This window comes from Rhodococcus sp. WS1, from assembly GCF_003797745.1.
GTDB lineage: Bacteria > Actinomycetota > Actinomycetes > Mycobacteriales > Mycobacteriaceae > Rhodococcus_F > Rhodococcus_F erythropolis.
The window spans coordinates 215,828-241,486 of the sequence record NZ_RKLZ01000001.1 but is presented as its reverse complement, the minus strand read 5'-3'; the positions used below and the strand labels follow the sequence as shown (position 1 = coordinate 241,486).

General features: G+C 63.7%; 25 protein-coding genes. 14 read left to right on the top strand and 11 right to left on the bottom strand.

What is annotated here, in order from left to right; translation table 11 throughout:
* Window positions 1-139: 139 nt before the first annotated feature.
* The 6 genes from EEB12_RS01010 to EEB12_RS00985 all read left to right on the top strand — a co-directional run bounded on the left by EEB12_RS01010 (window position 140) and on the right by EEB12_RS00985 (window position 6,111).
* Window positions 140-1,336 carry an AAA family ATPase gene (locus EEB12_RS01010; RefSeq protein ID WP_141487272.1) on the top strand — a complete coding sequence of 399 codons (1,197 nt, stop codon included), beginning with the start codon at window positions 140-142 and terminating at the stop codon, window positions 1,334-1,336.
* Window positions 1,333-2,325 carry a DUF58 domain-containing protein gene (locus EEB12_RS01005; protein ID WP_003944991.1) on the top strand — a complete coding sequence of 331 codons (993 nt, stop codon included), beginning with the start codon at window positions 1,333-1,335 and terminating at the stop codon, window positions 2,323-2,325. The genes EEB12_RS01010 and EEB12_RS01005 overlap by 4 nt, the downstream gene beginning before the upstream one ends.
* A complete protein-coding gene (locus tag EEB12_RS01000; protein WP_003944878.1) occupies window positions 2,322-3,302 on the top strand; it encodes a VWA domain-containing protein in 981 nt (326 codons plus the stop codon). Before EEB12_RS01005 ends, EEB12_RS01000 begins: the two co-directional genes overlap by 4 nt.
* Window positions 3,303-3,372: 70 nt before the next feature.
* Window positions 3,373-4,122, top strand: coding sequence for a 3-oxoacyl-ACP reductase FabG1 (gene fabG1 / locus EEB12_RS00995; RefSeq protein ID WP_007727875.1), 750 nt, complete (start codon window positions 3,373-3,375; stop codon window positions 4,120-4,122).
* Between the two features lie 54 nt (window positions 4,123-4,176).
* Window positions 4,177-4,974: an NADH-dependent enoyl-ACP reductase InhA gene (inhA, locus tag EEB12_RS00990; RefSeq protein WP_141487271.1), complete on the top strand. Its 798-nt coding sequence runs from the start codon at window positions 4,177-4,179 to the stop codon at window positions 4,972-4,974.
* An 84-nt stretch (window positions 4,975-5,058) separates the two neighbouring features.
* Window positions 5,059-6,111, top strand: a complete 1,053-nt coding sequence (locus EEB12_RS00985) for a ferrochelatase (RefSeq protein WP_021344248.1) — start codon at window positions 5,059-5,061, stop codon at window positions 6,109-6,111.
* A 17-nt stretch (window positions 6,112-6,128) separates the two neighbouring features.
* On the opposite strand, the gene EEB12_RS00980 is transcribed toward EEB12_RS00985, so the two are convergent.
* On the bottom strand, window positions 6,129-6,737 hold the full coding sequence (locus EEB12_RS00980) for a hypothetical protein (protein ID WP_019748428.1): 609 nt from the start codon (window positions 6,735-6,737) through the stop codon (window positions 6,129-6,131).
* Window positions 6,738-6,843: 106 nt separating this feature from the next.
* On the bottom strand, window positions 6,844-7,185 hold the full coding sequence (locus EEB12_RS00975; protein ID WP_003944783.1) for a metallopeptidase family protein: 342 nt from the start codon (window positions 7,183-7,185) through the stop codon (window positions 6,844-6,846).
* Between the two features lie 77 nt (window positions 7,186-7,262).
* Here EEB12_RS00975 and EEB12_RS00970 point away from each other — a divergent pair, with 77 nt between their 5' ends.
* Together EEB12_RS00970 and EEB12_RS00965 are read left to right on the top strand one after the other, a co-directional pair.
* Window positions 7,263-7,754, top strand: coding sequence for a hypothetical protein (locus EEB12_RS00970; protein WP_019748429.1), 492 nt, complete (start codon window positions 7,263-7,265; stop codon window positions 7,752-7,754).
* A gap of 181 nt (window positions 7,755-7,935) precedes the next feature.
* Window positions 7,936-9,702: an enoyl-CoA hydratase-related protein gene (locus tag EEB12_RS00965; RefSeq protein ID WP_228118218.1), complete on the top strand. Its 1,767-nt coding sequence runs from the start codon at window positions 7,936-7,938 to the stop codon at window positions 9,700-9,702.
* On the opposite strand, the gene EEB12_RS00960 is transcribed toward EEB12_RS00965, so the two are convergent.
* Window positions 9,692-10,483 (bottom strand): hypothetical protein, encoded by a 792-nt coding sequence (locus EEB12_RS00960; RefSeq protein WP_019748431.1) that lies wholly within the window; start codon window positions 10,481-10,483, stop codon window positions 9,692-9,694. The two genes, EEB12_RS00965 and EEB12_RS00960, sit on opposite strands and share 11 nt — an antisense overlap.
* 67 nt (window positions 10,484-10,550) lie before the next feature.
* On the opposite strand from EEB12_RS00960, the gene EEB12_RS00955 reads away from it, so the two are divergent.
* Genes EEB12_RS00955 through EEB12_RS00945 form a run of 3 tightly spaced genes read left to right on the top strand, consistent with a single transcriptional unit; the run spans window position 10,551 to window position 13,135 of the window.
* Window positions 10,551-11,378, top strand: coding sequence for a DUF3097 domain-containing protein (locus tag EEB12_RS00955; protein WP_003944813.1), 828 nt, complete (start codon window positions 10,551-10,553; stop codon window positions 11,376-11,378).
* Window positions 11,379-11,420: 42 nt separating this feature from the next.
* Window positions 11,421-11,852, top strand: coding sequence for an NfeD family protein (locus tag EEB12_RS00950; RefSeq protein WP_003944877.1), 432 nt, complete (start codon window positions 11,421-11,423; stop codon window positions 11,850-11,852).
* The gene (locus EEB12_RS00945) at window positions 11,852-13,135 is read left to right on the top strand and encodes an SPFH domain-containing protein (RefSeq protein ID WP_003944935.1); all 1,284 of its coding nucleotides are present in this window, start codon (window positions 11,852-11,854) and stop codon (window positions 13,133-13,135) included. The genes EEB12_RS00950 and EEB12_RS00945 overlap by 1 nt, the downstream gene beginning before the upstream one ends.
* A gap of 36 nt (window positions 13,136-13,171) precedes the next feature.
* On the opposite strand, the gene EEB12_RS00940 is transcribed toward EEB12_RS00945, so the two are convergent.
* Genes EEB12_RS00940 through EEB12_RS00930 form a run of 3 tightly spaced genes read right to left on the bottom strand, consistent with a single transcriptional unit; the run spans window position 13,172 to window position 15,096 of the window.
* Window positions 13,172-13,705 (bottom strand): hypothetical protein, encoded by a 534-nt coding sequence (locus EEB12_RS00940; protein WP_003944797.1) that lies wholly within the window; start codon window positions 13,703-13,705, stop codon window positions 13,172-13,174.
* A 55-nt stretch (window positions 13,706-13,760) separates the two neighbouring features.
* Window positions 13,761-14,357 (bottom strand): hypothetical protein, encoded by a 597-nt coding sequence (locus EEB12_RS00935; RefSeq protein ID WP_020907749.1) that lies wholly within the window; start codon window positions 14,355-14,357, stop codon window positions 13,761-13,763.
* A gap of 31 nt (window positions 14,358-14,388) precedes the next feature.
* Window positions 14,389-15,096, bottom strand: a complete 708-nt coding sequence (locus tag EEB12_RS00930; RefSeq protein WP_007727829.1) for a TVP38/TMEM64 family protein — start codon at window positions 15,094-15,096, stop codon at window positions 14,389-14,391.
* A gap of 423 nt (window positions 15,097-15,519) precedes the next feature.
* On the opposite strand from EEB12_RS00930, the gene mutA reads away from it, so the two are divergent.
* Genes mutA through meaB form a run of 3 tightly spaced genes read left to right on the top strand, consistent with a single transcriptional unit; the run spans window position 15,520 to window position 20,674 of the window.
* Complete coding sequence (mutA, locus tag EEB12_RS00925; protein ID WP_020907750.1) at window positions 15,520-17,415, top strand: methylmalonyl-CoA mutase small subunit; 1,896 nt, start codon at window positions 15,520-15,522, stop codon at window positions 17,413-17,415.
* The gene (gene scpA, locus EEB12_RS00920) at window positions 17,412-19,664 is read left to right on the top strand and encodes a methylmalonyl-CoA mutase (RefSeq protein ID WP_019748436.1); all 2,253 of its coding nucleotides are present in this window, start codon (window positions 17,412-17,414) and stop codon (window positions 19,662-19,664) included. Before mutA ends, scpA begins: the two co-directional genes overlap by 4 nt.
* Before the next feature lie 17 nt (window positions 19,665-19,681).
* A complete protein-coding gene (gene meaB / locus EEB12_RS00915; RefSeq protein WP_141487270.1) occupies window positions 19,682-20,674 on the top strand; it encodes a methylmalonyl Co-A mutase-associated GTPase MeaB in 993 nt (330 codons plus the stop codon).
* 61 nt (window positions 20,675-20,735) lie between these two features.
* Here meaB and EEB12_RS00910 read toward each other — a convergent pair whose 3' ends face one another.
* From EEB12_RS00910 to EEB12_RS00890, 5 genes are all read right to left on the bottom strand, one after another.
* A complete protein-coding gene (locus EEB12_RS00910; protein ID WP_019748438.1) occupies window positions 20,736-21,683 on the bottom strand; it encodes a sulfite exporter TauE/SafE family protein in 948 nt (315 codons plus the stop codon).
* 230 nt (window positions 21,684-21,913) lie between these two features.
* Entirely contained in the window at window positions 21,914-22,948 is a 1,035-nt protein-coding gene (locus tag EEB12_RS00905; protein WP_020907752.1) for a nucleoside hydrolase, read from the bottom strand.
* Entirely contained in the window at window positions 22,941-23,417 is a 477-nt protein-coding gene (locus EEB12_RS00900) for an OsmC family protein (protein ID WP_019748441.1), read from the bottom strand. The genes EEB12_RS00905 and EEB12_RS00900 overlap by 8 nt, the downstream gene beginning before the upstream one ends.
* 31 nt (window positions 23,418-23,448) lie before the next feature.
* Window positions 23,449-24,762 carry a CoA transferase gene (locus EEB12_RS00895; protein WP_141487269.1) on the bottom strand — a complete coding sequence of 438 codons (1,314 nt, stop codon included), beginning with the start codon at window positions 24,760-24,762 and terminating at the stop codon, window positions 23,449-23,451.
* A gap of 18 nt (window positions 24,763-24,780) precedes the next feature.
* Complete coding sequence (locus tag EEB12_RS00890; protein ID WP_019748443.1) at window positions 24,781-25,659, bottom strand: hypothetical protein; 879 nt, start codon at window positions 25,657-25,659, stop codon at window positions 24,781-24,783.

The window sequence follows — 25,659 nt, the reverse complement described above, 5'->3', positions numbered from 1 at the left end:
AATGCCGCTGACACCCGCATTGTCAGGGAACTATCAAGTTCCCGACGTGGTGTTACGGCATCGAGCGCAACTACCTGGAATAGTTGACGGGGAACACGTTACTGTCGGTACTTTTTTAGGTGAAAGCGATGGATTCTTGGTGACCTCACGTGAAGATTCGGTCGGAACGGTCGACGTAAGCAAGGCGAGCGGAAGTGCGGACGGAGCAGCACCTTCCCTGGCAGCCGACGTTCAGACCTTGGAACGAGCGATCTACGAGGTCAAGCGAGTCATCGTCGGGCAGGACCGGCTTGTCGAGCGCATTCTCGTCGGACTTCTCGCCAAGGGGCACGTCCTCCTCGAAGGCGTACCCGGTGTCGCCAAGACGCTGGCCGTCGAGACTTTCGCGAAGGTCGTCGGCGGTTCATTCTCCCGCGTCCAGTTCACCCCCGACCTGGTGCCAACCGACCTCATCGGCACGCGCATCTACCGTCAGGGCCGCGAGGAGTTCGACACCGAACTCGGACCCGTCGTCGCCAACTTCGTGTTGGCCGACGAGATCAACCGTGCCCCGGCCAAGGTGCAGTCCGCGCTCCTCGAGGTGATGGCAGAACGCCACGTCTCGATCGGTGGCAAGCGGTACCACATGCCCGATCCGTTCCTGGTGATGGCGACGCAGAACCCCATCGAGAACGAGGGTGTCTATCCGCTCCCCGAGGCACAGCGCGACCGCTTCCTGTTCAAGATCCTCGTCGACTACCCGACAGTGGAGGAAGAGCGCGAAATCGTCTACCGGATGGGCGTGGCAGCCCCGGAGCCGCACCAGATCCTCGGTCCGGAGGAGTTGGTGCGGCTCCAACGCGTCGCCAGCAACGTCTTCGTCCACCACGCGCTCGTCGACTACGTTGTCCGGGTCATCGCCGCTACGCGTACGCCGCGTGAGGTCGGACTCGAGGACGTCGCGGGCTGGATCGCGTACGGCGCCTCACCCCGCGCGACGCTCGGCATCATCGCCGCGTCGCGGGCTCTCGCTCTCGTCCGCGGCCGCGACTACGTCGTGCCGCAGGACGTCATCGAGGTGATCCCGGACGTGTTGCGCCACCGCCTCGTTCTTTCCTACGACGCCATGGCCGACGAGGTGACTCCCGACGCGGTCATCGCCCGGGTGCTGCAGACCGTCGGACTGCCGCAGATCGCCGCGCGGCCTGTTCCTACCGTTCCCGGTCCGCCTCAGCAGGGCGCACCGCAGGCACCTCAGTTCAACGCACAGGGCACCGCGAATCCACAGGGCACAGTCGATCCACAGGGAAACGGCGCGCCGATCGCGACCGCTGAGACGATGAGTCGCCCGCAGTGACCGAAGGCCGCGACGGTGGCCAGGCGACACCCGCCGGATCCACCGGTTCGCCGCCGTCGTTCCGATCCGGCGAGCTCAGCGATCCCAAACTCACCGCTGCGCTGCGCACCCTCGAGCTGACGGTTCGTCGTCGCCTCGACGGTGTGCTGCACGGCGATCACCTCGGCCTGATTCCCGGCCCGGGTTCCGAACCGGGTGACGCCCGCGAGTATCAGCCGGGCGACGACGTGCGGCAGATGGATTGGTCCGTGACTGCACGGACGACGCACCCACACGTGCGCCAGTCGGTCGCGGATCGTGAGCTCGAGACGTGGCTTGTCATCGACCTGTCTGCAAGTCTCGACTTCGGGACCGCTGGATGCGAGAAGCGCGACCTGGTTGTCGCCGCAGCCGCGGCGATCACTCACCTGACCAGTTCGGGCGGTAACCGCGTCGGCGCCATCATCTCGACGGGCGCCCAGACAACTCGAATTCCGGCCCGCGGTGGGCGCATTCACGCACAGGCGATGCTCCGCAAGATTGCGACGACTCCGCACGCTCCGGACGGGGTACGCGGTGATCTGGTCGGCGCGATCGAAGCGCTCAGACGCCCACAGCGTCGGCGCGGACTCGCGGTCGTCATCAGCGACTTCCTCGGGCCGATCGACTGGGAACGCTCGCTGCGCGCCATTTCGGGACGTCACGACGTGCTCGGCGTCGAGGTGGTAGATCCGCGCGACCTCGAACTTCCGGACGTCGGCGACGTTGTGCTCCACGATCCCGAGTCCGGCCGAACGAGAGAATTCACCACGACGCCGCAACTGCGTGCCGACTTCGCCAGAGTCGCCGCCGAGCACCGCGTCGAGGTCAGGCAAGCTCTACGTCGCTGCGGCGCACCGCTCATGTCCCTGCACACCGATCGGGACTGGATCGCCGACGTCGTGAGATTCATCTCGGCACGCCGACACAGTTATGGTGCCGGCGCCGGAACTGGGGGCGTTCGTTCGTGAGTCTTTCTCAATTCACCGCACCGTGGTGGCTGCTGTTCCTCGCTGTCATCGCCGCGTTGGTGGTCGGTTACGTACTCGTGCAGAAGCAGCGAGCCAAGCACACACTTCGGTTCACGAACTTCGCACTGTTGGAGAAGGTCGCGCCTTCGCGGCCCGGGCGGTGGCGTCATATTCCGGCGATTCTGATGGTCATCGCATTGGTGTTCTTCACCGTCGCCCTTGCCGGTCCGACGGCAGACAAGAAGGTCCCGCGAAACCGTGCCACGGTGATCCTCGTGATCGACGTGTCGCTGTCGATGCAGGCCACCGACGTCGAGCCGACGCGATTGGCAGCAGCGCAGGAAGCTGCGAAGTCGTTCGCCGACGGTCTGACTCCCGGCATCAACCTCGGGTTGGTCGCATTTGCCGGAACCGCTTCGGTTCTGGTGTCGCCCACCACGAATCGTGACGCGACGAAGGTCGCCATCGACAACCTCAAGCTCAGTGAGCGAACGGCGACGGGCGAAGCGATCTTCACCTCGTTGCAGTCGATCGACACGCTGTCGGCTGTTCTCGGCGGCAGCGATCAGGCGCCACCGGCGCGCATCGTGTTGCTGTCAGACGGTAAGCAGACCGTTCCCGAGAACTCGGACGATCCGCGGGGCGGATTCACCGCTGCCCGTCAGGCCAAGGACAAGGGTGTTCCGATCTCGACCATTTCCTTCGGAACGACATACGGGCGAGTCGAGATCGAAGGAGACCGAATCCCCGTCCCGGTCGACGATGCGTCACTGAAGGAGATCGCCAACCTGTCCGGCGGAAGTTTCTTCACGGCATCGAGCCTCGAAGAACTGCGCCAGGTGTACGACACGCTCGAAGAGCAGATCGGTTTCGAGACGACACGAGGCGATGCGAGTCGACCGTGGTTGGTCCTCGGCGTCGTGTTCGCGACCGCTGGTCTGACGATTGCCCTGGTACGCAGGCAGCGTCTGCCCTGATCGAGAGCAGTTCCGAATTGTCCAAATACCGCTGGTACGCGGCCCGCAGAGAATTGATAGGTTGATCGCCATGTCTACCCCTCCCACGACAGTGGTTTCCGAACGGACCGTCACCACACCGCGCTCGGTGCTCGTCACCGGCGGTAACCGCGGAATCGGCTTGGCCGTCGCTCAGCGGCTCGCCGCAGACGGCCACAAGGTAGCCGTCACGCACCGCGGTTCCGGTGTCCCCGAAGGGTTGTTCGGCGTCGTTTGCGACGTCACCGACACCGAGTCGATCGACCGTGCATTCAAAGAGGTCGAAGCGCACCAGGGGCCGGTCGAGGTCATCGTCGCCAATGCCGGCGTCACCGACGACACACTGATCATGCGAATGAGCGAAGAGCAGTTCACGAGCGTCGTCGACGCGAACCTCACCGGTACGTTCCGCCTCTCGAAGCGTGCGACCCGGTCGATGCTGCGCGCGCGTTTCGGACGCTTCATCTTCCTCGGTTCGGTGGTGGGTCTGGCAGGACAAGCCGGCCAGGTCAACTACGCCGCGTCCAAGGCAGGCATCGTCGGTATCGCTCGTTCCCTGACAAGGGAACTCGGCTCGCGTTCGATCACCGCCAACGTCGTCGCACCGGGTTTCATCGAGACCGACATGACGGCAGCACTGGGCGACGACGTGAAGGACAAGGCCACCGAGTTCATCCCGTTGCAGCGGACCGGAAAGCCGGAAGATGTTGCAGCAGTTGTCAGTTTCCTCGCCTCCGACGATTCGGCATACGTCTCGGGTGCAGTCATCCCCGTCGACGGCGGACTCGGCATGGGGCACTGACCCGCTTTTCGCACACACACCTTTCTCGTACGTCTGAAATCAGGAGGACATCTCATGGGCGGTTTGCTCAAGGGTAAGACCATTCTTGTCACCGGCATCATCACCGATTCGTCGATCGCGTTCCACGTGGCCAAGGTCGCGCAGGAGCAGGGCGCGAAGGTACTGATCACCGGATTCGATCGTCTGCGCCTCATCGATCGCATCGCCCAGCGACTGCCGCAGCCCGTGCCGCCGGCAATCTCGCTCAACGTCCAGAGCTCGGAGGATCTCGCATCTCTCGCCGAGCGTGTGCGCGAGCTGGCTCCCGAGGGTATCGACGGCGTGGTCCACTCGATCGGCTTCGCTCCCCGCTCCTGCCTGGGAAGCCCGTTCATGGACGCGCCGTGGGAAGACGTGGCGGTCGCACTCGAGGTGTCCGCATACTCGTACAGCGCACTGGCCAAGGCCTTGCTGCCAGTGCTCAACGACAACGCGTCCATCGTCGGAATGGACTTCGATCCGGCACGCGCAATGCCCTTCTACAACTGGATGGGTGTCTCCAAGGCAACCCTCGAGGCCGTCAATCGGTACGTGGCCAAAGAGGTCGGCGTCCGCGGCATCCGCTCGAACCTGGTGTCCTCCGGCCCGATCAAGACCCTGGCCGCCAAGGCCATTGCCGGCGACAGCACCGGTCCGGGCGCGGAGTTGGACAAGCTGAACACCGCATGGGACGGTGCTGCGCCCATCGGCTGGGACGTCGACGATCGCGAGCCGGTCGCCAAAACGGTCTGCACCGTTCTCTCGGATTGGTTGCCCGGCACGACCGCGTCGATCATCTACGTCGACGGCGGCTTCCACGCGATGGTCGGCTAGTAGCACCCCTTCTACTACACAGGTGAGTACCCGGGTGACCCCCGCCGAACGGCATCACGCAAGATTGAACTCATGACCGCAAGTATGGACATGCAGTTCGATGCTCTTCTCGTTTTGTCGTTCGGCGGTCCCGAAAAACCCGAAGACGTACGGCCGTTCCTCGAAAACGTCACGCGCGGTAGGGGAGTGCCACCGGAGCGGCTCGACGCCGTTGTCGAGCACTACATGCATTTCGGTGGAGTTTCGCCCATCAACGCGCTCAACCGAGACCTGATCGAACGGGTCGAAGGTGAGTTGGCAGCAGCCGGCGTGGACCTGCCCGTGTACTTCGGCAACCGCAACTGGCACCCGATGGTCGAAGACACCGTCGCCAAGATGCGCGAGGACGGTGTCCGCAATGCCGCCGTGTTCGCCACGTCGGCGTGGGGCGGTTACTCGGGATGTCGGCAGTACCACGAGGACATCGTCCGTGCCCGTGAAGCCGTCGGTGACGGCGCACCGACGCTGACAAAACTTCGTCAGTACTACGACCATCCGCTCGTCGTCGGCGCGTTCGCCGACGGTGTGCGCGCGGCCCGCGCAGAGTTGCCCGAAGCGACTCGCGATACCGCGCGCCTGGTGTTCACGGCGCATTCGGTCCCGAGTGCCGCAGACCGCAATGCAGGGCCGCCGGCAGAGGGCGGAAACCTCTACAGCCGACAGGTTGCCGAGGCTGCGAAGTTGGTTGCCGAGGCCGTCGGCGTCGAAGATTTTGATCTGGTGTGGCAGTCGCGATCAGGCCCGCCGCAGGTTCCGTGGCTCGACCCCGACATCTGTGATCACCTGGATACGCTGTCCGCCAAGGACGTTCGCGCCGTGATCGTGTGTCCTGTCGGTTTCGTCTCCGATCACCTCGAAGTGGTGTGGGACCTGGACACCGAGGCCAAGGACAAGGCGGCCGAACTCGGTATGGATTTCGTGCGCGCAGCGACACCCGGCCGCGATCAGCGTTTTGCGCAGCTGGTGCCCACGCTCGTTCGGGAACTGGCCGACGCCGAGCAGCCACTGCGATTGGGGGTCGAGCCGCTGCTCGGCTCGACCACCAACGGTCTCTCGTGTGCGGTGAACTGCTGCGCGGCCGTTCAGCGCCCCCGCTGACGGAAGCTTTCCGACGCTCAGGAGTTCGGCTGCTTCAGCTTTCCGCAGGGTCCCGGAACGGTGGACGTGCTGCGTGAGGTGAGGAGCGTCTCGACGATCTGTCGATCCTCGGGGCTCAGTGACGGGTCGATGAAGTTGAGCTTGGGCGCCCCCAGTTCGCGGACTCGCCCGGCGAGGGTCGCTACAAATGACACTCGTTCTTCGTCATCGTCGTTGACGTCGTGGATCTGCAGCACCGACACCGGAAACTTGCGCAGCGTCACAGGCAGGAAGCGGGCGCCGAGCACATGGTCGACGTTGAATCCCGCCCACTGCCCCTGGTTGGCTTCCACGCATTCGGCGTCGGAGTGAATTGCGCTCTCGCCGATGTACTTACGGGCGGGGAGCATCTTCTTCGGTGCTAGTTCGGATGCACCTTGCTGCAGCACGGGAAAGTCGCCGTCCGAGTACAACCAGGGTTGGTTGGCCATCGAGATCAACCGGCCGGCGTCCAGATCCGGGAGATAGCGAGACTTGAGGAGAAACGCAACGCTGTCGACCGAGATGCCCAGCAGTTCGGCGGCCTTCTGTCGGCTCATCGCAAACGTCGGGGCATTCTTCGGGGCGATCTGGATCAAATTGACCATGCGAACTCCTGTAAGTGTTCAATTGTTGCGGGTTTGGTACAGCTGACATGACAATTCGCCGATTATCAACCTCTAGCTGATTTCCGACTTGTAGATGAGTCGGTTGTCACCATCCGAGTTCACGCAACCGGGGATCTCCGATCCCGAAGTGGTGGCCGATTTCGTGGATCACGGTTCGGCGAACTTGCTCGATCACCTCGTCTTCGGTGCTGCAGATCGCACAGATGGCCCTGCGGTAGATCGTGATGCGGTCGGGGAGGACGCCGGCGTACGTGGTGGTTCTCTTGGTCAGTGGGATGCCCTGATACAACCCGAGCAACCCCGGTCGTCCCCCTTCGAGTTGAACGGTCACCGCGACGTTGGCCATCTCCGCACCCAACTTCGGGGGCAGACTGTCGAGCGCCCGCTTGACCATGTCCTCGAACTGACTGTCGTCCACGTCGATCATCTGCCCATTGTGCGTGCGAGGGCGGGATCCGGGTGTGTCCATGTGGAAACAGTGCAGCTTACGGCTATGTTCATTGCGTGGCCGAAGACCTCTATCACCGTTACGAATTCACATTCATCGTTCAGATGCTGACAGTCTCGCAAGAGCAGGCGATCGAAGAGAGCTTGGGCGGAAAGGTCGAGGACCGGCGTGGACTGCAGTTGCTGACGCTCACCTCGGAAGGTATGCGAGCGGCGACGACGGCTATCACCGTGGTCGACCAGTTGGTGGCTGCAGGCGTGCGTCCCCAGCGGACGCATCCCGATTTGGTGTCACGTCAGGACATTGCCGACCGTGCGGGAGTGACGAGGCAGGCTGTCGGACAATGGGTGCGAGGGGTCCGGCAGGCGGCCACTCCCTTTCCGATTCCGTACAACTCGGTCGCCGGGGGGATCTGGTTCTGGGGCGATGTCCTGGATTGGTTGCGCCGTCAGGGGTACAGCCAGGACACCGGTTTGCGCTACCCGACGCTGGACGAACATATTCGCATCGACCGCCATATCGCGATCAATCACAAGACTGCGGGTTGACCGATCAATCGGTTTGCCTGAAAATAGCTATTGAAACAAACCGACGGTAGGTATAAAGTCCCTAAATACCTCAATCAATCTATCGGTGCGTCGGTCCTGCTCTGGGGGGAGTTCGGTCTGCGCTGCAGATACCCGAGCATGCGAGCAGGAATCCATGGTTTCGACCCCCGAAGTTAGACCGATGCCCAAATCGGCCGCACTCACGACTTCTGTGGCTATTTCCAGCGCTGGAGCAACGACGAAGCTACGCGAAGATGCAACGGGCAGGGGTCGTCTGCGAGCGGCGACGGCGGCGCTGTTCCGGCGCTCACGCCCACGCGCGGCTTCCGCGCCACCGTTGAGCGTGCTTCTTCTCGTCACCTCCGACAATGGTCTCTCGCAGCGGGCTGGTCTTGTTCTTCGCGAGGCGGGGCACCAAGTCCGCACCGCCGTCGTCGCCGACGCGGACGCAGTGCTGGCCGCGACGTCTGCGGGAGATTTTGATCTCATCATCTGCCCGTTTCTGAAAGCCTATGTACCGGAATCTATTTGGCAGCGGTGGACAACGATCATCATCCATCCCGGCCCGCCCGGTGATCGCGGACCGTCGTCGCTGGACTGGGCGATAACGGATGGCGAACCGATCTGGGGAGTGACCGCGTTGCAGGCCGCCGAGGAACTCGATGCCGGAGCGGTGTGGGCGTGGCGGACATTCGAACTCCAGAGCGGTGTAACCAAATCTTCGGTATACAACGAGGCAGTCACCGACGCGGCGATGGAGTGCATTACGGAGGTCGTCGAACATTTCCGTACTCCTGACTTCAAGGCGATCCCATCGGACCGAGTTGCGCGGCCCGTGGCATCGGCCCGATCGAGGCCCAGCATGAAACAGGCCGATCGCGTTTTCAGCTGGGAGGAAGACGCGTCGAGCATCGTCCGCGCCGTCAACGCCGCCGACGGGTTTCCCGGCGTCGCCGTTCAGTTGGGGCTCGACCGGGTCTACGTCTACGACGCTCACCCCGATACCCACGTCGATGCAGCGCCCGGCACAATTGTCGAGTACTTCCACCAGGCGATACGTGTCGCCACCGGTGCGGGCTCCGTATGGATCGGACATGCGCGGCTCGTCGGCGCCGGCAATGTCAAACTTCCGTCGACCGCGGTCGTACGTCCGGACGTGTTCGTTCCACAGGTCTGGGAGAGTCGTTACCCCGAGACCGACTATCACCGCGACGGCGAAATCGGATATCTCTCGTTCCGCTTCTACAACGGTGCTATGAGTACGAAGCAATGCGCCCGACTGGCCGCCAGGCTCCGCTGGGCGATCGCGCAGGACACCAAGATCCTTGTCCTGACGGGTGACTACGACAGATTCAGCAACGGTATCCACCTCAACGTCATCGAGGCAGCGTCGGATCAAGCCGGAGAAGCGTGGGCCAATATCAAAGCCATCAACGAGATCGCGAAAGCGATCGTCACCTGTACGGAACAGGTTGTGGTGGCGGCATTCACAGGCAACGCCGGTGCCGGCGGGGTCATGCTCCCGCTTGGAGCCGACGTAGTCGTGGCCAGGGACGGTGTGGTTCTCAATCCTCATTACGCCACGATGGGCCTGTTCGGCTCGGAACTGCACACGTACACATTTCCGGCTCGGGTCGGCGAGGAGCAGGCCCGCAGCCTGCTGGCCGAGTGCAGTGCGATCGGTATCCGTCGAGCCTTGGACATCGGACTTGTCGACGCGATCGGCCCCAGACGGCCGGATCTGTTCGAGGCGTGGTTGCTCGAGGTCGCCACCGACTTGCTCGAAGGAGATCGGATGGAATCGATGCTGGAGCGCAAACGTCTTCGACTGGAACGTGATCCGGTGGAGCCCTACGAGGAGCGTGAGCTCGAAGAGATGAAGATCGACATGTTCGGTGACCGCAACGGGTTTGCCGAGAAACGCCGGAACTTCGTGCTCAAGCTCTGATCGACACGCTGTTCGCCGACGCGACACGGGCAGTGCGAACGACGTCCCACAGTCGTCGCAGCAGGTCGTCACGCCTCTGCGCAGTGGACACGCTCGGGGCCTGATTGGTCGAGACCGACGCAGCGACGGTAAGAATGGCTGCCACGTTGTCGGCGGTGTCGATCACCTGTAGATGCCGAGGTGACAGTGTCGACGGCCAGCGGTACCCGGCCTGGGCCTGCAGCGCTTCGGCGACCAGCGTACGAGCGTCGCCCCCAGGCATTCCGGTGGCTACGGTCGGAAGCCCGCCGAGCACCTCCGCTGCGTCCCGAACAGCCTGGCGCAGTTCGTATTCGGCTTCACGGAGTCCGATCGATTCGGCGCTGCCCGCCACAGTGGGAATGGAGAAAACCGTCCACCGCAAGACGTCCGGACCTTCCTTCGACGGCACGAGGCCGACTCCCGGCTTGCCGACGGCGCCGATCTGTATGCCTTCACCCGTTGCGATCGCAGCGCGTGCGAACTCGGTGCCAGTGGGCAGGCCACGTACATCGCCGGCCGTAGGAAGGACCAGGCGGACTTCAGCAGCCTCCGAGCGGGCGATTCTCAACAGGGTGGACACACCCGAAGCCGTGACTCCCGGCCACTCGAGATCGTGGCGGACCGCGGTTTCCGCATCGGCAGCGCCGATCAGGTGCATCGGCGCCCACGCGGCAAGGGCGTCGATGACGTCGTCCGGCGCAGCGTCGCCGGCGAGCCATGACGCTGCCCACACGGTGAGGGTTGCGCTGGGAGAACTCATGACCGTGAAGTTTAGTTCGGCGTGGCGACATGCGCGGCCCCGGCGTTGTGACCTAGCGTGATCCGGCGTGAGCGGTGGCAACGGATACGGTGACATTTTTGCGGGTCATACCCGCAAACAGAAGCGCGTGACGCCTGAAGTGGCGGCCGAACGTGATCTTGTCGTCGAGGATGCGGCGACAGGATTCTGCGGTGCGGTAGTCGGTTTCGAGCGCACGTACGACGGCGATTTCGTGCGACTCGAGGACGGGCGTTCCCGGACGCGGTTGTTCGCGATGCGCGAGGCGGCCTTCCTCATCGACGGCTCACCGGTCACCCTCGTTCGCCCGGCCCCCAAGCCCGCGTCCACCAAACCCGCACGATCGGCTTCGGGTTCGACCCGAGTCGAAGGCTTACGTGCACGCACGGCACTGCCCAGCCGGATCTGGGTGGAGGGAGTACACGATGCTGCCCTCGTCGAGCGGGTGTGGGGCCATGACCTTCGCGTCGAAGGTGTTGTCGTCGAACATCTCGAAGGGCTCGACAATCTGGGGGAGCGGCTTGCCGAATTCGGGCCGGGCCCCGGCCGCCGTGTCGGTGTCCTCGTCGACCACCTGGTCACCGGTTCCAAGGAAACCCAACTGACTCAGGGCCTCGGCCCGAACGTGTTGGTGACCGGACACCCGTACATCGACGTGTGGGAGGCCGTTCGTCCCAAATCTGTCGGAATCGCCTCCTGGCCGAAGATTCCACGCGGCGAGGATTGGAAGACGGGAATCTGCCGCGAACTGGGCTGGGGGACACCTCAGGAGGGCTGGCGGCGGGTCTACAACTCGGTCGAGAGCTTCCGCGATCTGGAAGCTCCCTTGATCGGTGCCGTCGAACAACTTGTCGATTTCGTTACCGAGCCGAACTGACGTAGCGGCGGCCTGGGTCACACATTCTGGTTAGATGGTGTTGTGGCTGCACTTATTTGGCTGATCGGAGCACTGGTGCTCGCCGGGGCCGAAGCGCTGGTGGGGGATTTCTTCCTGCTGATGCTCGCCGGTGGGGCGCTCGCTACTGCCGGTGTCAGTGCTGTCACCGACTTCCCGGTGTGGGTCGACGCCGTCATGTTCGGAGTGTTCTCCGCCGCCCTCGTCCTGGGCGTGCGACCGATCATGTTGCGTCGCTTCGGTAGTCCGCCACCGACCCCGACCGGAATTCAGGCACTCGAAGGTAAGCACGCTCTGGTTCTGGAAGAAGTGGGCGAGCATTCCGGGCAGGTCAAGTTGGACGGCGAGGTGTGGACTGCCAGGCCGTACGACACCACCGAGGTGTACCCGCCGGGCACCAAGGTGACGGTGATGGAAATCAACGGCGCAACAGCAGTCGTCTGGAGGGGACCTTAATGGCAGCACTCATAGTGCTCGGTGTGTTGGTGCTATTCGTGATCTTGGTGGTCGCGAAGTCGGTAGCACTGGTACCGCAGGCAGAAGCCGCGGTGATCGAGCGGCTCGGTAGGTATTCGAAGACGGTGTCCGGTCAGCTCACATTCTTGATCCCGTTCGCCGATCGTGTGCGCGCCAAGGTGGATCTTCGTGAGCGGGTGGTCTCCTTCCCACCGCAACCGGTGATCACCCAGGACAACCTGACACTGTCCATCGACACGGTGGTGTACTTCCAGGTCACCAATCCGCAAGCTGCGGTGTACGAGATCAGCAACTACATCGCTGCCGTCGAGCAGTTGACAACCACGACGCTGCGAAACGTCGTCGGCGGAATGACCCTCGAAGAGACGCTGACCTCGCGTGATTCCATCAATGGTCAGCTTCGTGGTGTCCTCGACGAGGCGACCGGCCGCTGGGGCCTGCGAGTGGCCCGCGTCGAGCTCAAGAGCATCGATCCTCCGCCCTCCATCCAGGAGTCGATGGAAAAGCAGATGAAGGCGGACCGCGAGAAGCGCGCGATGATTCTGACGGCTGAAGGCCACCGCGAATCCGCTATCAAGACAGCCGAGGGTGCCAAGCAGAGCCAGATTCTTTCCGCCGAGGGCAACAAGCAGGCCTCGATCCTCAACGCCGAGGGTGAGCGTCAGTCCCAGATTCTTCGGGCCCAAGGTGACCGCGCGGCCAAGTACTTGCAGGCCCAAGGCGAGGCCAAGGCCATCGAGAAGGTCTTTGCTGCTATCAAGTCCGGTAAGCCGACTCCGGAATTGCTTGCATACCAGTATCTTCAGACGTTGCCGCAGATGGCGCAAGGCGATGCGAACAAGGTGTGGCTCGTACCCAGCGACTTCGGTGACGCACTGAAGGGATTTGCGAAAACGCTTGGCGCGCAGGGGCAGGACGGTGTCTTCCGTTACGAGCCGCCGGCCGCCGAAGAGAATCTTCCCAACCCTGAGGACGATTCAGCTGAGGTGGCGGAGTGGTTCGAAACGAAATCCGATCCGGCTATCGCAGAAGCAGTCCGTGCTGCTGAAGTTGCTGCACGTACTCCCGTCGAAGATCCGGCAGCTGCGGTCAGGCACCTCCGTGAAAGTGCGCCCGAGCAGCCCGGATTCGTAGATCCCGCGCTGCCGCAGCAGAGTGAAAATCCTTGGCCCGGTCAGCTACCGCTGCCGTCCGAACGCGAAGAGTTCCAGCAGAAGTACCCCTACCAGGATCAGCCGCCGGAGGGCGGCCAGCGCCGGTAGGCTCCTCTCGTAGTAATCGGGACGGGCACTCGTCACCTACGTGATGAGTGCCCGTCCCGTTCCGCATACAGCGATCGCCCAGAGGACACTGACGAAAGTTCCCATGATGAACTGCTCGGACGCGTGAGGTTCGCGAAGTTCCGGGTATCGTGCGAGCCCCTTGACTGCCAAGACGATCGCGATCCCCTCCGGCCAGGTTGCGAGAATCGACGCCGCCACCGCGAGCCGTTCGAGGATGCCGATCACACGTCCGCCGCGAAGAGGTCCGGCGTCCGGTGCCGGGCTCCCGTCCGGTTGGCGACGAGCGATCTTGAAGGTGGCAAGTACCAACGGTGCACCGGCCGTGGCGGCGGCAAGTACGCACAGGACAAGCGTCGCCCCGAGAGCGAAACCGGTGACCGGGGTCGTTCGGGTCGATGCCAGTGCGGCAACACCCAGCGCCGGAAGAGCCACCACGGACGACGCCCATTCGGGGACTTCCAGTCGACCACGACTGAGCGGTCCCAGTGCCGCTGCAACTGCTGGTGCCGCGGCGGCGACGGCGAGCGCGATCAACGCCAGAACGACCATGTATTCGAGCCCCCTGCTGTGTCGACGAGTTTGTACCGGTGCGAGCGTGAGCAGTCTAGGGCTGGAGTCTGACCAAAAGTCGTTCTGCGAGTCTGCGCCCCGCGAGTTCTGCGTGCCACCCGGCTGTCAGGAGTCGCTTGGACATGGCCTGTTTGGTGATTCCGAGGTGGGCCGCCGCGCTGACCTGAGTGAGTCCGCTGTCCATCAGAGCGATGGCTTCGCGTCCGTCCTTCGTCTGTCTCGTGACAATCGTTCCGAGCAAGGTGAACGCGGCATCGACATCGGCGGCGAGTTCGTCGCGTGAGCTGTCGGCCGGCGCCTGTTCGACGGCAATTCTGGCCGGAGCTCGCTTGGCTCGCTCGACGGCGATCCGAGCAGCTTCGAATGCCGGTCCGCGTCCGGCCCGGGTCTGCCGTGGGAGAGGCTGCTCGACGGGACCGATCCCGATCCCGACACTCCAGTGCTCGCGCCGAATCAGCTCGAGTGCGACGAGGACGAGTAGCGCCGGATCGTCTGTCACCGCTTGAATCTCGTCGCCCGCAGTGCGCTCGAACGGCCGCAGGAGCCTGCGATCGACCATGTCGTCGATGATGTCCCCGACGCGGTCGACATCGCGTCGGCTACCTCGCTGATCCACTGTCAGTACGAACATTAGTCAATGCTAGATAGTTGACTTTCAATAGTCAATCGTTTTGGGTTGACTCAATCAAATCAACCTCTTGAGGTTGACCGTTGTCAACGATGGTTTCGCCCGGTGAAGGCTGACGGCGAGCGTCGAACACCAGACCGGCGATGCCGATCGCAATGCAGATCCCGGACAGAATCAGGAGACGAGGATCGGCTTCGCCGGAGAGCGCATCGCCCAGAACGACAATCCCAACAGTGCCGGGCAAGATGCCGACGACGGTGGCAAGGATGTAGGGCACGATCCGGATCGACGAAATGCCGCAGCAGTAGTTCACCACCGAGAAGGGGACAAACGCGATCAAGCGCAGAGAGCCGACGGCCAGCCACCCCCGCTTTTCGATCCGCTCGTCCACCCGCCGGATCGTCGGACTCGAAATCCGTTGCCACACGACGTCACGGCCGATGGCGCGGACCAGGTAGAGGGCCAGAACGGCGCTCACAGTCGTTGCCGCCACGGTAAGAGCGATGCCGGTCACCGAGCCGAAAAGAACCCCCGCACTGAGGGTGAAGACGGTGCGCGGGAACGGCGCGACGGTGACTATCGAATGAACCAGGAAGAACACGAGGGGAAACGCCGGGCCAACCGAGTCCGCCCACTCTCGCACCTGGGACACCGTGGGATGTGGGGCGAGGAGGGCTGCGAGGAACAAAGCGAGCACTACCAGGACTATTGCGATCAATCTTCGGTCCAGCAGGCGTCCCATCACAGGTCACAAGGCTACCTGCGAACGGTGAACCGGGCCGACTGCCGACCCGCAATCGTGAGTCGAACATTGCCACGGGGGCGGGAAAGCGACGTGCTCCAGGCGACAATGAAACGGCGCTGTGACGAAAACCACTAGGCTTTCGGAGTGGCCTTCACCTGTAGTCCCGGCCAGTGAAACGAACTCGCGGGTAACCCGTAAACATGCTGAACAATCGCTAGGTAAGGGCCGGTCACACGTGCACGAACGACCGAATCTGCACGTCGTCTGACCGGTCGGAAAGTGGCCGCGAACAGCCCTGTGAAGAACATGACGTGATCCTCACGATATCTGGGCTCAACCGCGGGTTAGCATCACAGAACTAACGAACAAATCCGATTATCGGTAAAGCGCTCACGCAAAAAATGAGAGGGAGCGGACACAGTGTCATTAGCTTCAGAAGCCGAGGCTGTCGAGCAGGCGTACGCGGAGTGGCAGCGCTCCGTAGCCGGTGTGCTCGCCAAGTCCCGCAGAGTCGATGCGGCAGAGCTGGGCCCCGAGCCACAGAAACTGCTCGAAACCGTCACCTACGACGGTGTCACTGTCGCACCGCTCTACAGCCCACGCGACGAGCGTCCCGAGCAGAGCTTGCCGGGCACGTTTCCGTACGTGCGTGGCGTCGACGCTCACCGTGATGTCAATGCCGGTTGGTTGGTTTCCGCTGCATTCGGAACCGCTTCGGCGGCCGAGACCAATCGCGCCATCCTGGACGCCCTCGAAAACGGAGTCAGCGCACTCTGGTTGAAGGTGGGCGCCGACGGCGTTCCGGTCACCGACCTCGCCGCTGCGCTCGAGGGCGTTCTTCTCGACCTCGCACCGCTCACGCTCGACGCAGGCGCCGAGGTGAACGATGCAGCCCGCGCACTCTTCTCTCTCCTCGATGCTCGCGGCGAAGCCGGCGACGGCGTCAGTGATCGCAGCAGTATCCGAGTCCACCTCGGTGCAGCGCCGCTGACCAGTTCGTTCTCCGGCGCAGCCGACGTCGAATTTGCAGGCGCCGTCGAGTTGGCCGCCCTCGCTGCAGCTCGCGCGGAAACCGTGCACGCGATCACCGTCGACGGCACGGCCTTCCACAACGCGGGTGCCGGCGACGCCGAGGAACTCGGAGCCGCGATTGCCGCCGGACTCGAATACCTCCGCGCACTCACCGCAGAGAGCGGTCTGACCATCGGTGCTGCGTTGTCGCAGTTGGCTTTCCGCTACTCGGCAACCGACGATCAGTTCCAGACCATCGCGAAGTTCCGCGCCGCACGTCTCGTGTGGGCCCGCATCGCTCAGGTCTGTGGAGCTTCCGACTTCGGTGGAGCGCCGCAGCACGCAGTCACCTCCGCCGCGATGATGGCTCAGCGTGATCCCTGGGTGAACATGCTGCGCACGACCCTCGCCGCATTCGGCGCCGGCGTCGGCGGAGCAGATGCAGTGACTGTTCTTCCGTTCGACGTCGCCCTGGCCGACGGCACCCTTGGTGTCAGCAAGTCCTTCTCCTCGCGCATCGCGCGCAACACGCAGTTGCTTCTCCTCGAAGAGTCGCACCTGGGCCGCGTGCTCGATCCGTCGGCGGGCTCCTGGTACGTCGAGGACCTGACGCAGCAGATCGCCGCCACCGCGTGGGAGTTCTTCCAGGAAATCGAAGCAGCCGGCGGATATCTGGCGGCACTCGAAGCGGGAATCGTCTCCGGTCGTATCGCTGCCACGAAGGCCAAGCGCGACTCCGACATCGCACACCGTAAGACCACGGTCACCGGTGTCAACGAGTTCCCGAACCTCGGCGAAACGCCGCTGTCCGCCGAAGCCGTCGAGCCCGGCCAGTCCGTCGCCCGCTACGCAGCTGCATTCGAAGCGCTTCGTGACCGTTCGGACGCGTTCCTCGCCGCCGGCGGCGCCCGTCCCACTGCGCTTCTCGCGCCGCTGGGCTCGGTTGCAGAACACAACGTGCGCACCACGTTTGCGTCCAACCTGCTCGCTTCGGGTGGTATCGACGCAGTCAACCCCGGCCCCCTCGAGGTAGGCGCAGAAGCCATCTCCGCAGCCGTCAAGGCTTCCGGTGTCACCGTCGCGGTGCTGTGCGGCACGGACAAGCGCTACGGCGAGAGCGCCGCAGCGGCCGTCGCCGAACTTCGCGCTGCCGGCATCACCAAGGTGCTGCTCGCAGGACCGGAAAAGGCAGTCGCCGACGCGACCGGCGAGTCTCGCCCGGACGGATTCCTCACAGCCCGCATCGACGCAGTGTCGGCTCTGACCGAACTGCTCGACTTCATCGAGACGGGAAGCTCCAAGTGACGACACGAGAGGTCAAGCACGTGATCGGCAGTTTCGCCGAGGTCCCACTCGAGGACCCGCAGTCTCCGGCACCCACACCGCCGTCGGTCGAGCAGGCACAGGCGCTCATCGAAGAGGGCGCAAACGCCAACAACTACGCCGCCGAGCAGGTTGTCTGGTCCACCCCGGAAGGCATCGACGTCAAGCCGGTGTACACCGGTGCGGACCGCACGGCCGCCGCCGAGTCCGGTTACCCGCTCGACAGCTTCCCTGGCGCAGCGCCGTTCCTGCGTGGTCCGTACCCGACCATGTACGTGAACCAGCCGTGGACCATTCGCCAGTACGCCGGATTCTCCACTGCCGCGGAGTCGAATGCGTTCTATCGTCGTAACCTCGCGGCCGGTCAGAAGGGCCTCTCGGTTGCCTTCGACCTCGCTACACACCGCGGCTACGACTCCGATCATCCTCGCGTTGCGGGTGACGTCGGAATGGCCGGTGTCGCAATCGATTCCATCCTCGACATGCGTCAGCTCTTCGACGGAATCGACCTCTCGCAGGTGTCGGTCTCGATGACGATGAACGGCGCTGTGCTCCCGATTCTCGCGCTGTACGTCGCCGCGGCAGGCGAGCAAGGCGTCACCCCGGACAAGCTGGCCGGAACGATCCAGAACGACATCCTCAAAGAGTTCATGGTTCGTAACACCTACATCTATCCGCCCAAGCCCTCGATGCGGATCATCTCGGACATCTTCGCGTACTCCAGCGCGGAAATGCCGAAGTACAACTCCATCTCCATCTCGGGCTACCACATCCAGGAAGCCGGAGCGACGGCCGATCTGGAACTGGCGTACACCCTTGCGGACGGCGTCGAGTACATCCGCGCCGGCCTCGACGCCGGTATGGACATCGACAAGTTCGCACCTCGCCTGTCCTTCTTCTGGGCCATCGGCATGAACTTCTTCATGGAGGTCGCCAAGCTCCGCGCCGGACGCCTCCTGTGGGCCGAGCTTGTTGCCAAGTTCGATCCCAAGAGCGCGAAGTCGCTCTCGCTGCGTACCCACTCGCAGACCTCGGGCTGGTCTCTGACCGCGCAGGACGTCTTCAACAACGTTCCGCGTACCTGCGTCGAAGCCATGGCTGCCACCCAGGGCCACACTCAGTCGCTGCACACCAACGCACTCGACGAGGCCATCGCACTGCCGACGGACTTCTCCGCCCGCATCGCCCGTAACACCCAGTTGCTGCTGCAGCAGGAATCCGGCACCGTGCGTCCCATCGACCCGTGGGGCGGCTCGTACTACGTCGAGTGGCTCACCAACGAACTCGCCAACCGGGCTCGTAAGCACATCGAAGAGGTCGAGGAAGCCGGCGGAATGGCTCAGGCCATCAACGAAGGCATCCCGAAGCTGCGCATCGAGGAAGCTGCCGCCCGCACCCAGGCACGCATCGACTCCGGTCGGCAGCCGCTCGTCGGCGTCAACAAGTACGTTCCCGACGAGGTCGACACCATCGAAGTTCTCAAGGTCGAGAACTCCAAGGTCCGCAAGGAACAGCTCGAGAAGCTGGTTCGCCTTCGCGCAGAACGTGATCCGGAAGCCGTCGAGGCCGCACTCGCGAACCTCACCCGCGCTGCCGCATCCACCGAAGGCGGCATGGAGAACAACCTCCTCGCCCTCGCTGTTGTCGCCGCCCGCGCGATGGCTACCGTCGGCGAGATTTCCGACGCCCTCGAAAAGGTGTACGGACGCCACCAGGCCGAGATCCGCACCATCAGTGGTGTGTACCGCGACGAGGCAGGAACGGTGAGCAACATCAGCAAGGCGATGGAACTGGTCGAGAAGTTCGCCGAGGACGAGGGACGTCGTCCCCGTATTCTCGTCGCGAAGATGGGCCAGGACGGTCACGACCGTGGCCAGAAGGTCATCTCCACGGCCTTCGCGGACATCGGATTCGACGTCGACGTCGGACCGCTGTTCCAGACCCCCGAAGAGGTCGCCAATCAGGCGGCCGACAACGACGTCCACGTAGTCGGTGTGTCGTCGTTGGCAGCCGGTCACCTCACCTTGGTGCCGGCGCTGCGGGAGGCTCTGGCTGCGGCCGGTCGTCCCGACATCATGATCGTCGTCGGCGGCGTCATTCCGCCCGGTGACTTCGACGAACTCTACGAGGCCGGCGCTGCTGCCATCTTCCCGCCCGGAACCGTCATCGCCGACGCTGCCAGCGGATTGTTGGAGAAGCTCTCCGCCCAACTGGGTCACGACCACAGCTGAGAAGGGGGTCACTGAAGATGGCACGTCAGCCCATCGACATTGATTCCCTCGCCGAGGCGGTACGCGGGAATCAGCGTGCCGGCCTCGCTCGGGCGATCACCCTCGTCGAGTCCACTCGCGACGACCACCGGGCCCTTGCGCAGCAGCTTCTACTGAAGTTGCTGCCCGAGGCCGGGGGAGCGCACCGGATCGGCATCACCGGCGTTCCCGGCGTCGGCAAGTCGACCTTCATCGACACGCTCGGAATGTACTTGCTGGGCAAGGGGCATCGGGTTGCGGTGTTGGCGGTCGATCCGTCGTCCACCCGCACCGGCGGCTCGATTCTCGGCGACAAGACACGCATGGCTCGGCTCACCGTCGAACCGAATGCGTACATCCGGCCGTCACCGACGTCCGGCACGCTCGGTGGTGTTGCCAAGGCAACCCGCGAGACCATCGTGCTTCTCGAAGCTGCCGGTTTCGACGTCATCCTGGTGGAGACAGTGGGTGTCGGCCAGTCCGAAGTCACTGTTGCCAACATGGTGGACTGCTTTACGTTCCTGACCCTCGCTCGTACCGGTGATCAGCTCCAGGGCATCAAGAAGGGTGTCCTCGAGCTCGCAGATCTGGTGGCGGTCAACAAGGCCGATGGAAAGCATGAGCGCGAGGCAAAGGGTGCTGCCCGCGAATTGGCCGGAGCGCTTCGCCTGATCTACCCGCACGACGCCATTTGGAAGCCGCCCGTCATCACGATGAGCGGCCTCGAGGGTGTCGGGCTGGACGAGTTCTGGGGAACTGTCACCAAACACCGTGAGGTGCTCACCGAAGCAGGACAGTTCGAGGAGAAGCGTCGCAAGCAACAGGTCGATTGGACCTGGACGATGGTCAACGATCAGCTGCTACGCAGGCTCTCGAGCAACGATCGGGTGCGTGCGATCCGGGCCGACGTCGAGCAGAGCGTGCGTGACGGTTCGCTGACAGCAGCGTTGGCGGCGGGGCGAATTCTCGACGCGTTCGACGGAAGCAACTAGGGCGAAAAAACAAAATCCCGGGTATCCGAGCGCGGATACCCGGGATTTCTTCTGTGACGAGCTATCGTTCGCGTTTGACCGCAGGCTCGGTGAGTTCGTTCTCGACAGCGAGTTCGACTCCCGTGAAATCGCCTTCTGCCTCGGCTGGGGTGAGCGTGGACCGCTTCCACGCGTAGAACAGCAGCGCTGCCCACGCGCCGAGAATGGCCAGGTAGCCGGCCACTGTGACCGCCCCGGTGATGTCGAAGGATTTGAACAGCTTCTGTGCGTTGGTCAACACGATGACGCCGCCCACCGCCGTTCCGAGCAAGGTGGCAGGTACGCGGCTGACCAGCCACGCCGCGAACGGGGCAGCGATGACACCGCCGAGCGCGAGACCGGCGACAACGAGGAGGTTTCCAGCTGACTCACGACCCAATCCGACAAGAAATCCCAGCGACGCGGCTGAGGCGACCAGAAACTCCGAGGCGCTGACCGAGCCGATCACGGTGCGCGGCGCGGTCTTGCCCCGCGAGAGCAGCGTGCTGGTGGTGATCGGACCCCAACCACCACCGCCGGATGCATCGATGAAACCACCGAACAGGCCGAGTGGGGACAGGAAACGTGCAGTGTGCGGGGTGGTGCGAGCGTCCGCGACGGCCGGTGGGCGGACTGAGAAGCGAAGTGCCACATAGATACCGATGGCCAGCAGGATCGTCGCCGTGATGGGGACTGCCGCTTCGGTGGACAGACCCGATAGCACGGTTGCGCCGATGAATGCACCGACTGCGCCGGGCACACCGAGCTTGGCGACGAGCTTCCAGTCGATGTTCTTGAACTTCCAATGCGACACACCCGAAGCGAGGGTGGTGCCGACCTCGGCCAGGTGAACAGCGGCGCTGGCCTGAGCCGGACCGAGGCCACCGATCATCAACAGAGTGGTTGCGGTGACACCGAAGGCCATACCGAGGGCGCCGTCGACGAGCTGGGCGCCGACGCCGACAAGGGTGAACAAAAGAAGGTTGAACATGAGAAGACAGACTCCGAGCGAAGAAGCGACAAAGTCAGGGGTGCAGGCAGCGAGAATCGCCGCTCAGCAACACGCCTGATCGAAGCATGCGCTACGACGAGTGGGCCAGAACGCCATCAATCCGAGCGCAAATGCCGGGGAGGCATCGTGGCTGGAAATCTGCACGTCAGGTCCTTTGTTCTCGTTCGTTGGTGTTCTGTCCATGCGAGCATAGCCGGTGCCCGGCTCGGTCAACCCACGACGCGGGCGTAATTTCCCACTCGGTGGACAAGTCGATCAAAGAATTCCGCCGGATCGGTGCTGACCGCGATATCCGCGTTGGGCTCACGCTTCCAGTGCCCGACCCAGTCCGCGACCGTCGTTCCGATCAGCAGTGGACTCTCGGTTTCGACATCTACCGTTGCCGGCTTCAGCGTCGCCAAGCTCGGATCGAGCGCGACGGCAGCAGCAAAGGGATCATGCATGTGAGCAAGAAAGCCCTGGTCGTATTCACGATGGAATTCCATGTAGAACCGGATCGCGTCGGACATATGCCTGATCACGCTGTTGGACGCGGAACTGCGGACGTCGGGACCGTCGTCAGGCGAGATGATCTCTTCCGGCGTGCTCCCGGCAGCTTCGGCGAGCCGACGCACATGTTCGGGGAACATCTCGATGGATTCGGTGACGTTGAGGCCGCAGATGATCGGGCGCCGGTGCGCGGGTACGACGGAGAACGCGTCGAACACCTCCTTGGCGGCGTGCGGATCCACCGAGACGTTCCACTCCGCGGTCGGCGTCGTGTTGCCCGGATAGTTGAACGACCCACCCATCACGACCAGTCGCTTCAGCAGAGACGGCAGATCGGGTTCACGTCTGATCGCCAGCGCAAGGTTGGTGAGCGGCCCCGTCACCAATCCGGTGAGTTGTCCGGGGTACTCCCGGACGAGATCCACCCAGAGGTCGGTGGCCGTTCGGACCGAGCGCTTGCGACCCGAATCGGGGAGGACGGCATGGCCGATCCCTTGCGGACCGTGAGTCTCCTCGGTGGTGCGCAACGGGATGACCAGTGGCTCGCGGGCGCCGAGTGCAACCTCGATGTCCGGGGCGCCGCAGAGCGCAAGCCAGTTCAAGTTGTTGGCCGCGACCTGTTCCACCGGAACGTTGCCGGCGGTGCTCGCAATCCCCAGAATCTCGGCTTCGGGGCTGGCAAGGAGATAGAGAAGCGCCAACGAGTCGTCGATGCCGGTGTCGACGTCGACGATGAGCTTGTGCGTATCACTCATCGGTGGCCACCAGGATCGTCGGTGAATGCAGGACAGGGAAGTTGACCGACCGAGCGATGAAGCACTTCGTGTGTGCGGGGCCGTGAAGCTCCTCGGCCTTCTCGACCATCGACGCCTCCGCGACCAATACCGTCGGATTCAACGTCACTTCGATGAACTGGCCGCCGCCATCGGATTCCTCGATCATGCTGCCGACCGGCTGATCGCTGTAGTCGAGAACGACGACCCCAGCGGCAGCTGCCAGACCGAGGTACCAGAGCATGTGGCATTGGGCGAGGGAGGCAACGAGCAGTTCCTCGGGGTTCCATCGCTGCGCGTCACCGCGGAACGAGGGATCGGAGCTGCCGAGAAGTTCCGGCTTTCCGACCGCGGATATTGCATGATTGCGCGAATATCCCTGCGTGCTGGACGTTCCGGTTCCCAGATCGCCCGTCCACTGAAGGTCGAGTGTGTAGGTATGTGACTTCACAGGTCCATCTTGCCCTGAATGTGCCGGTCCCTCAGTGTGCCCACTCCGCCCGATCCGATCCCCACGGATGGGCTGGTTCGGGGTAGTCCTCGAACTCTGCCAGCGCGGGTCGTGCGGTGGTCACGTCGGCATGGTTGACAACAGCATTCAGGCCGGGAGCGGTCGGTAGACCGGGATGGACGGTTCGGCCGGGTGCGTCGAGAAGACGGGCGCCGGTGCTGGCCAATGACACGTCGACATCGCGGCCACGGCCGTCGTGCGAGCGCAGCGTCAACGCGTCGAGGATCCCAGCTGCCAAGAAGTATCCGGTCGAGTGGTCGAGGGCCTGCGCTGGAAGTGCGCCCGGTTTCTCGCCGCCCTCGAGGAACGAGATACCGGATGCGGCCTGCACGATGCTGTCGAAGCCGCGGCGATTCGCCCACGGACCTTTCCATCCCCATGCGCTGACGCGCCCGTGAATCAGGTGGGCGGGAAGATCCTGCCCGATGAGTGCTTCGAGTGCGCCCGGACGGTAGCCGGTGACCAGTACGTCTGCGGTGTCGAGGAGTTCGCGGAATGCTGCCGCTTCCGCCGAGGACTTCAGGTCGAGAAGCGCCGACCGCTTGCCCTGGCCACTGTCGAGGTGCTGCCATCCGATCTCGGGGATCGCCGGAGGGTCGATCCGCAGAACGTCAGCGCCGACCAGCGCGAGGGCACGGGTCGCGACCGGGCCGGCGATGACGCGGGTCAGGTCGAGAACACGTGGGCGCGTCGGATGCGTGCGGGGTTTTCCCTCGTCGCGTACTCGGATGGATACCAGAGGCTCAGACCTCGCAGCTGCGCACTGCTCACTCAGGCGCCACTCGGTCTCGGTACGAACACGGACCGCGATGGCGCCGATCTCGGCGGCCTGCTGCTCGATCTCGATGGCGCTGAGTTCGGATATCCGTTGCGCCACTGCATCTTTAGGTGATCCATGGTCGAGCTCGAGGATGGCGAGCAGGCGGTCGCGATGGTGTGGATAGTTGCCGTGCGTGCGGACCCAACCGTCGCGGGCGGCAAAGAACCCCGAGTATTCGGAGAATCCGTTGATCGGTTCGCCGCCGATCCGGAACAGTCGATCGCTCGAGAAGGACGCGGCGATGCGCTCGGGATCGAGGGTCCAGTGTCCGTCGCCCGGGCTGGTTGACCGATGAATTGCCGAGGCGAAGGCCGCGACTGAGCCTGCAGCGAGGTCGAACACCGGCAAGTGCGCCGCAAGGAAGCCCGCCGAGTCCGGGCATTCGATGTGGCCGCGTCGGTCGTCGGTGTGCACCCCGACGTCACGTTGGTATTCGTCGAGATAGAACCCGTACCCGTGATCCATGTGGCGCCTTTCGGCAGTTCAGTGGCCGAGAAGCTCCCGGCACTTCTCTGCCAGCGTATCGCGGAGCGGCGCAGCACGATCCGCCAACTGTTGTTGCTGACGCACGTATTCGGCGCGGCCCGCGGGAGTTTCGATACGAATGGGGGAGTACCCGTACTCGGCGAGGTCGTACGGGCTCGCGCGCATGTCGAGTTCACGGGCCAGGAGCGCGTGTTCGAAGCACCGCATCACCAGATCGGAATCCACGAGTGGCAACAACTTGAAGCTCCACTTGTACAGATCCATACCGGCGTGCAGGCAGCCCGGCTGTTCGTGATCGATCTGAGTTTCGCGTGCAAGCGGGAGCGAGTTCTTGGGGGCCGCGTCCGGTGTGAAGAACCGGAACGCGTCGTAGTGCGTGCATTTGAGTGGCAGGGATTCGACTACCGCGTCGGTACCGGCGAACCCGAGCCGCAGCGGCACTGACTGGTGACGGATCGCGTCCTCGCCGCCGCGATAGACCATCGCCCATTCGTGGAGGCCGAAACAGCCCAGCACAGCGGGCCGCGCCGACGTCTGATTCAACAGATTCCACACGAATTCGACTGTGTGACGCCGACGCTCCAGCACGGCGGCCTCGACCGTCGCGGTACCCGATTCGTCGACGCGGTAGCCGGAGAAGGCTGCGTATTCGCCGGCGTTCTCGAGTGCGACTCCGTACCCGGGGTGCCAGCGGCGCAGTTGGGCGGGCTTGAAGTTGTAGTACGTGAAGAGGAAGTCGTGCACCGGGTGAGAGATACCGGCGCTACGACGCGCTCGGTGCGGCTCGACGAGCTTCTCCACCTCCTCGAGGTGAAGTGCCCGCCGAGCCGTCCACTCGCTCTGTGCGAGTGCGAGTGAATGCACCGAACGTGTCAT

Bases quoted from the DNA above. Each gene is read 5' to 3' on its own strand.
- EEB12_RS00930 (WP_007727829.1), bottom strand. From the start codon at position 15,096: ATGGGACGCCTGCTGGACCGAAGATTGATCGCAATAGTCCTGGTAGTG.
- EEB12_RS00895 (WP_141487269.1), bottom strand. From the start codon at position 24,762: ATGGATCACGGGTACGGGTTCTATCTCGACGAATACCAACGTGACGTC.
- EEB12_RS00935 (WP_020907749.1), bottom strand. From the start codon at position 14,357: ATGTTCGTACTGACAGTGGATCAGCGAGGTAGCCGACGCGATGTCGAC.
- EEB12_RS00890 (WP_019748443.1), bottom strand. From the start codon at position 25,659: ATGACACGTTCGGTGCATTCACTCGCACTCGCACAGAGCGAGTGGACG.
- EEB12_RS00910 (WP_019748438.1), bottom strand. From the start codon at position 21,683: ATGTTCAACCTTCTTTTGTTCACCCTTGTCGGCGTCGGCGCCCAGCTC.
- EEB12_RS00975 (WP_003944783.1), bottom strand. From the start codon at position 7,185: ATGATCGACGTGGACGACAGTCAGTTCGAGGACATGGTCAAGCGGGCG.
- EEB12_RS00940 (WP_003944797.1), bottom strand. From the start codon at position 13,705: ATGGTCGTTCTGGCGTTGATCGCGCTCGCCGTCGCCGCCGCGGCACCA.
- EEB12_RS00960 (WP_019748431.1), bottom strand. From the start codon at position 10,483: ATGAGTTCTCCCAGCGCAACCCTCACCGTGTGGGCAGCGTCATGGCTC.
- EEB12_RS00965 (WP_228118218.1), top strand. From the start codon at position 7,936: ATGCCCAAATCGGCCGCACTCACGACTTCTGTGGCTATTTCCAGCGCT.
- EEB12_RS00905 (WP_020907752.1), bottom strand. From the start codon at position 22,948: ATGAGTGATACGCACAAGCTCATCGTCGACGTCGACACCGGCATCGAC.
- EEB12_RS00985 (WP_021344248.1), top strand. From the start codon at position 5,059: ATGGACATGCAGTTCGATGCTCTTCTCGTTTTGTCGTTCGGCGGTCCC.
- inhA (WP_141487271.1), top strand. From the start codon at position 4,177: ATGGGCGGTTTGCTCAAGGGTAAGACCATTCTTGTCACCGGCATCATC.
- meaB (WP_141487270.1), top strand. From the start codon at position 19,682: ATGGCACGTCAGCCCATCGACATTGATTCCCTCGCCGAGGCGGTACGC.
- fabG1 (WP_007727875.1), top strand. From the start codon at position 3,373: ATGTCTACCCCTCCCACGACAGTGGTTTCCGAACGGACCGTCACCACA.
- EEB12_RS00945 (WP_003944935.1), top strand. From the start codon at position 11,852: ATGGCAGCACTCATAGTGCTCGGTGTGTTGGTGCTATTCGTGATCTTG.
- EEB12_RS00980 (WP_019748428.1), bottom strand. From the start codon at position 6,737: ATGGTCAATTTGATCCAGATCGCCCCGAAGAATGCCCCGACGTTTGCG.